The following is a 6,000-nucleotide window of genomic DNA, read 5'->3' on the forward strand; positions in this document are numbered from 1 at the left end:
ATGTGAGATGTTCGACAAATTAAAAAGCCCGCTATTAAAGCGGGCTTAGTGATAACTTTTTTATAAACAAACTGTTTAACTAGAAGTACACGTTAGCCCACCAAGAACTTGTCCAAGTGCGCCACCAATTAAGCTCTGAACTTGCTTCTACTGAAGAAAGTTCTAAAACTTTATCTTTATGGTTTTGGTTAAATTCTTGTAACATGGTGAACCTATCAAATGTGATACTTCGTATTTGTGTACTAGTTAACTAGTTTTCTGCTTGCGGGTCAAGTGTGTTGACACAAATATAACGATAAAAATTGAAAACAATGAAAAAGAATATATGAGAATTGATCTACATAGTCATACAACAGCCTCAGATGGCCGACTTACTCCACCTGAGCTAATTGACCGAGCGCTTGGCTTTAACATCGAAGCGCTAGCGATTACAGATCATGACACGACTGATGGGCTTGCTGAAGCACGCAACTATATTGCTGATAACAATCTTCCTATTCAGCTGATCAACGGCATTGAGATTTCGACTGTTTGGCAAAACAAAGATATCCATATTGTTGGGTTAAACGTTGATCCTGAGTCACCAGAACTCAAAGCGCTCATTGAACAACAGAAGCAACACCGTATTGGGCGTGCTGAGATGATCGCTCACCGTCTTGAGAAAGCGACTCGTGAAGGGGTGTTAGAAGAAGTTAAATTGATTGCGGGTGATGCACCAATCACTCGCGCTCACTTTGCTAAGTGGCTAGTCGACAATGGCTATGCGAAAACTATGCAGCAGGTGTTTAAAAAGTTTCTTACTCGTAATAACCCAGGTTATGTGCCGCCAACTTGGTGTTCAATGAGTGATGCTGTCACGGCTATTCATGCTGCTGGTGGACAAGCCGTACTCGCTCACCCTGGGCGATATGGACTTACAGCCAAGTGGGTTAAGCGCCTGCTAGCGGCATTTGTTGAAGCGAAAGGGGATGCGATGGAAGTAGCTCAACCTCAGCAAGCGCAACAAGAAAGACGCACACTCGCGGATTATGCTATACAATACAAACTATTAGCCTCCCAAGGCAGTGATTTCCATTACCCATCTCCGTGGATGGAACTTGGACGCAATCTCTGGCTACCTTCTGGGGTCGAAGAAGTATGGAAAGATTGGGAGTTTCAAACGGTTTCACCATCTGAATAGTCTTTAGGTGAGCCAGCTCCTTCTGATGATAGAGTCGAGAGATTCGATAACGAGGATCAACAATGAGCCAGTTTTTTTATGTACACCCAGATAACCCACAAGCACGCTTAATTACTCAAGCGGTTGCGATTATTCGCAATGGCGGCGTTGTGGTTTATCCAACAGATTCCGGTTATGCGCTGGGCTGTCAGCTTGAAAACAAACAAGCACTTGAACGTATCTGTAAAATTCGTCGCATCGATGACAAGCACAATTTCACCTTGTTATGCCGTGATCTTTCTGAGTTATCACTGTATGCACGCGTTGATAACGTGGCTTTCCGTCTGCTGAAAGCACATACACCAGGTGCTTACACGTTTATCTTTAAAGCAACTAAAGAAGTGCCAAAGCGTTTGATGAACGCCAAGCGTAAAACGATTGGTATTCGTGTCCCAGACAACAAGATTGCACTCGACCTGTTGGAAGCGATGGGCGAACCACTGATGTCGACGTCTCTGATTCTTCCGGGTAACGAGACTACAGAGTCGGATCCAGAAGAAATTCGTGACAGCCTAGAGCATGCGGTTGATGTGATTTTGAATGGCGGTTACTTAGGTGAGCAACCGACGACGGTTATTGACTTCAGTGACGATGATGCCGTGGTTCTACGTCGTGGTGCTGGCGATCCTGCGCCGTTTGAATAATCGCTTTACTGATTAACAGTCTGTAACGATACAGCAAACCTGCCACAGTAAATAACAAGTGCTTTTTGGCAGGTTATTTGCGATAATACGCGACCGCGATTTGGTCGCGAAAAATTCATTCGACGTCTGTGAAGACGACAATTAGGTAGAAAAGAGTAAATGAGCGAAAAATTACAGAAGGTTTTAGCGCGAGCTGGTCACGGTTCTCGTCGTGAACTAGAAGGTTTAATCAAATCTGGTCGTGTAAGTGTTAACGGTCAAGTTGCGAAACTGGGCGAGCGTCTTGAAGACGAGAACTCAGTGATCCGTATCGATGGCCATACTGTTTCAGGCAAGGCTTCTGAAGAAGTGGTTTGTCGTGTACTTGCTTACTACAAACCTGAAGGTGAGCTTTGTACTCGTCACGATCCTGAAGGCCGCCGTACTGTTTTCGATCGTCTACCTAAGATCCGTGGTTCTCGTTGGATTTCAGTTGGTCGTCTTGATGCAAACACATCAGGCCTTTTGCTTTTCACTACTGATGGTGAGCTTGCAAACCGTCTAATGCACCCAAGCCGTCAGGTTGAGCGTGAGTACCTAGTACGTGTATTCGGTGAAGTGACTGAGCAAAAAGTTAAAAACGTTACTCGTGGTGTACAACTAGAAGACGGCATGGCTCGTTTTGAAGATGTTGTTTACGCTGGTGGTGAAGGTATGAACCATACTTTCTACGTAGCGATTAACGAAGGTCGTAACCGTGAAGTTCGTCGTCTTTGGGAATCTCAAGAAACGACAGTAAGCCGCCTGAAACGTGTACGTTACGGTGATATCTACCTTGATAAGAAACTGCCTCGTGGCGGTTGGAAAGAGCTAGATCTTCAAGAAGTTAACTACCTGCGTGAGCTTGTTGAGCTTAAGCCTGAGAAAGAGACACTGTTGGATCTTGATCCTTCAAACACTTCTCGTAAGCGTGAGCGTTCTCGTAGCCAAAAAATTCGTCGTGCTGTTAAACGTCACGAAGAGCGTGCAAACGCACCAAAAGGCCGTAGCAACCAAACTAAGCGTAAGAAGCCTGCAACTCGCGGTACTACAACACCTGATTCAGGTCGTAGCGCTCCAGCTGCAAACAAAGGCAAACCTCAGGCTAACAAAAGTAAGCCTAAACTGAACAACGGTCGTCCGGCTAAACCAGCTAAGCCAAGAACACGTCAGTAATTACGTAATTTCTTACGCGTAAAGCTTCATTAGCTGAAAGCACTGAATACTAAAAAACCTGCTCATTGAGCAGGTTTTTTTACGTCTGGAGAAATAGCAGATGCGGGATGCGAGTAACCGAGTATCGAAAACATGCTGCCATAAGTGACAGTAAGCGAGCTTTTCGCATCTCTTATCTCGTGTAGGCGCATCTATAATCTGCTCGTATCTCGTATCTCGTATCTCGTATCTCGTTTCTTTTACTTATGATTCGAAAAGTTATCGCCTTTCGCCAGTCGGTCGTAAAGCACAACATTCACTGATGCCGCTAGATTCATACAGCCGTTGGTCGGAACGTAAATCGTCTCACGACAGAAATCTGTGATTTCTTTCTTTAGCGTGCCATCTTCTGGGCCAAAAATGTAAAACGCACGTGGTGGGTGCTTGTAATCAGGTAGAGGCTTAGCACCTTCAATCAGATCAACAGCAACCGGCACGCAGCCTACTGGAATAATATCTTTCAGCTCTTCAACACCAATCAAAGGCAGGGCTAAGTGCTTTTCTTTGGTATCGGTATGGAATTTTCGCGCATGGTCGTAGCGTGTGCCAGTGTAAAACACAGAGTTGGCGCCGTAGCAGCCAGCTGCTCGCATCACTGAGCCTACGTTTTCTGGCGTCTTTGGGTTAACTAGGCCAATGCAGGCATAGCCTTTTGATTGTGTGTCTGTTTTTGCTTTGGTCATAATCAGTGAATCTAACGTTGATGATGAAAGTGATGAATCACGATGGAAAATAGCGTGATAAAAATAGCCGAGCAATGGGCTCGGCTAACTTTTAACTCGCTTACATGAATACTTGTTTACTCATGCAGATGAGCGTCAACAGCGGTATTAGTCGCGTTTCCACAGCATGTGACAGAACTTATGTTCTGGATCACGGCTGATTAACATGCGAGCAAATACGTCGTCTAGAACGTCATCAGCTTCATTCACAAGACCAATGCGCACTTCAGCGTAGATCTCTTTGTCGACTTCAAAGCCAACATGTTCAACCCAATCATCGCCAGTTTCAACAAGCTCTGCTGCGCCACGATCTTCAAACTGAGCAGTGAAAAGAATCACGTCTGCAGGCTCTAGGTTGTCAGGTGCCATCTCTAGGAAGATGTCGTATGCAGTGTCAATTGCGTCGTCATAAGACATTAGGTCGTTAGCTTCGGTCATAATAAGTATCTTAGCTTGCGCGGTTCATGTATTTACGTTCAGCTGTGTTCACAACAACTTTGTCGCCAGTTGCGATGTACTCAGGAACTTGAACAGTAAGGCCTGTAGACAGACGAGCTGGCTTAGTACGAGCAGACGCTGATGCACCTTTGATTGAAGGATCAGTCTCTTCGATAACTAGTTCAACAGATGTTGGTAGCTCAAGCGTTGCAGCGTTGCCGTCGATAAGGATCGCGTACATGCCTTGAGTTTCTTCGTTGATGAACAGTAGTTCGTCTTCGATAGTCTCACCGTTGAAGATGAATTGTGTGTAATCTTCGTTGTCCATGAAGATGTACTCGTTGCCATCAACGTAAGAGAACATTACTGCACGCTTAGTTACGTCAATAGTTTCAACAATTTCGTCAGCCTTGTGGCGAACTTCAGTTTTAACGCCAGTTGCTACATCGTTACCACGGAAGCGGTAAATCTTTTGGCCGCCACGGCCGCCTGGTGTTGTTACTTCGATATCTTTAACGATCACTGTTTTGCTTTCTACTGTGATAGCAAAACCTTTTTTAATTTCACTTGCTCTAGGCATTTTGTGTTTGTCCTTAGTGGGTCTATCCGCTGATTATATCTCGGAGATGCTATAAATAGGAATAGCTTGAATCATAAAGTCACCTAGGCGATCATAGAGTTATAGTTAAATCATTATTTTATTTACCGAAACGACCTATGCAGCTACCCGTTATTGACCCAACACAGCCTTTTCAACCTGAATTTCAACCTGTGGTTAACGATCTGATTACCTTTCTAAAAGGTGGGTTAGGATCTAATCTGCACAGTATTTATATTTATGGCAGTGTGGCTCGTAAGCAAGCCGTCTTCGGTCGCTCCAATCTAGATGTGGTTGTGGTGACCCATCGACCGTTTCCTGACCAACGAACCACTTTGTTGAACACCATCAAATGGCGTTTCCAAAAGAGCTTCCCGCAGGTAACTCAAGTGGCGATAAAAACTACCTTAGTGAGTGAGATAGTCGATTTCGACAATATCTTCACTTGGGGTTTTATGCTCAAGCATTTAGCCGTGTGTGTGCATGGTGAAGACTTATCAGACTGCTATGGTGATTTTGAAACAAGTTGGGAAATCGCTAAGCACTGGAATATGGATGCGGAAAACTGGTTGGCGGTGTATCGCAACAAGATCGCACGAGCGACAACGCCAGAACAACAAGTCGCTGCGCAGGTGATTATTGCCAAGAAGCTTCTACGGGCGAGTTACTCACTGGTGATGTACCGCGATAAATATTGGTACGATGATCCTGTTGAATGTGGCCAACAGTTCTTGAAGTATCACCCAGATCGAGAAGTCGAAATCCAAAGGTTGGGCATTTTACTTTCTGGTCGACCAATCCCTAAACGTTCGGTGATCGGTATTCTTGATGGCTTTGGTGAGTGGTTGATTAAGCAGTATCAGAAAACCGAGTTCAGAATCGGATAGAGATTTATAACCGATCCATTGATACTAAAAAGCAGAGTGTGCTGAAGAACATATCTCTGCTTTTTTCGTTTTAAGAGCATATTGAATATAGTGCTAGAACAAACCCAACTGCTGCCCACTAACTCTTTCAAAGTCTAAACCGATGAAGGGCAGTATTGCCTCTGCGACCGGTTTAATCTGCTTGTCGATATAGTGCTGATAATCGATACCACTCTTTAAATACTCCTTGGGCTCAGGGCCACTCAGAGTAATCAAATAC

The 6,000-nt window shown here is 44.6% G+C and carries 8 protein-coding genes and 1 other annotated feature; of the genes, 4 read left to right on the forward strand and 4 right to left on the reverse strand.

The genetic code is table 11. The features are described 5' to 3' along the window. Nucleotides 1-18 precede the first annotated feature (18 nt). Nucleotides 19-133, reverse strand: a sequence feature (Trp leader region). Beyond that, nucleotides 80-205 (reverse strand): trp operon leader peptide, encoded by a 126-nt coding sequence (locus tag AB6D93_RS01380; protein ID WP_009848753.1) that lies wholly within the window; start codon nucleotides 203-205, stop codon nucleotides 80-82. It overlaps the preceding feature by 54 nt. A 120-nt stretch (nucleotides 206-325) precedes the next feature. Here AB6D93_RS01380 and rnm point away from each other — a divergent pair, with 120 nt between their 5' ends. The 3 genes from rnm to rluB all read left to right on the forward strand — a co-directional run bounded on the left by rnm (nucleotide 326) and on the right by rluB (nucleotide 3,057). Continuing rightward, entirely contained in the window at nucleotides 326-1,180 is an 855-nt protein-coding gene (gene rnm / locus AB6D93_RS01385) for an RNase RNM (RefSeq protein ID WP_017063546.1), read from the forward strand. A gap of 62 nt (nucleotides 1,181-1,242) precedes the next feature. Then, nucleotides 1,243-1,863 carry an L-threonylcarbamoyladenylate synthase gene (locus AB6D93_RS01390; protein ID WP_009848751.1) on the forward strand — a complete coding sequence of 207 codons (621 nt, stop codon included), beginning with the start codon at nucleotides 1,243-1,245 and terminating at the stop codon, nucleotides 1,861-1,863. Nucleotides 1,864-2,022: 159 nt separating this feature from the next. Beyond that, nucleotides 2,023-3,057, forward strand: a complete 1,035-nt coding sequence (rluB, locus tag AB6D93_RS01395) for a 23S rRNA pseudouridine(2605) synthase RluB (protein ID WP_017055112.1) — start codon at nucleotides 2,023-2,025, stop codon at nucleotides 3,055-3,057. A gap of 239 nt (nucleotides 3,058-3,296) precedes the next feature. Here the strand turns inward: rluB and AB6D93_RS01400 are convergent, their stop codons facing one another. The 3 genes from AB6D93_RS01400 to yeiP all read right to left on the reverse strand — a co-directional run bounded on the left by AB6D93_RS01400 (nucleotide 3,297) and on the right by yeiP (nucleotide 4,836). After that, complete coding sequence (locus tag AB6D93_RS01400) at nucleotides 3,297-3,779, reverse strand: RNA methyltransferase (protein WP_017061495.1); 483 nt, start codon at nucleotides 3,777-3,779, stop codon at nucleotides 3,297-3,299. Nucleotides 3,780-3,926: 147 nt separating this feature from the next. Beyond that, nucleotides 3,927-4,256: an HI1450 family dsDNA-mimic protein gene (locus AB6D93_RS01405; protein ID WP_004741258.1), complete on the reverse strand. Its 330-nt coding sequence runs from the start codon at nucleotides 4,254-4,256 to the stop codon at nucleotides 3,927-3,929. 10 nt (nucleotides 4,257-4,266) lie between these two features. Beyond that, on the reverse strand, nucleotides 4,267-4,836 hold the full coding sequence (gene yeiP, locus AB6D93_RS01410; protein WP_102333649.1) for an elongation factor P-like protein YeiP: 570 nt from the start codon (nucleotides 4,834-4,836) through the stop codon (nucleotides 4,267-4,269). A gap of 137 nt (nucleotides 4,837-4,973) precedes the next feature. On the opposite strand from yeiP, the gene AB6D93_RS01415 reads away from it, so the two are divergent. After that, the gene (locus tag AB6D93_RS01415; protein ID WP_017061494.1) at nucleotides 4,974-5,741 is read left to right on the forward strand and encodes a hypothetical protein; all 768 of its coding nucleotides are present in this window, start codon (nucleotides 4,974-4,976) and stop codon (nucleotides 5,739-5,741) included. Nucleotides 5,742-6,000: the final 259 nt, after the last annotated feature.

It is taken from the genome of Vibrio sp. 10N.247.310.23 (assembly GCF_041467155.1).
GTDB classification, from domain to species: domain Bacteria; phylum Pseudomonadota; class Gammaproteobacteria; order Enterobacterales; family Vibrionaceae; genus Vibrio; species Vibrio crassostreae_C.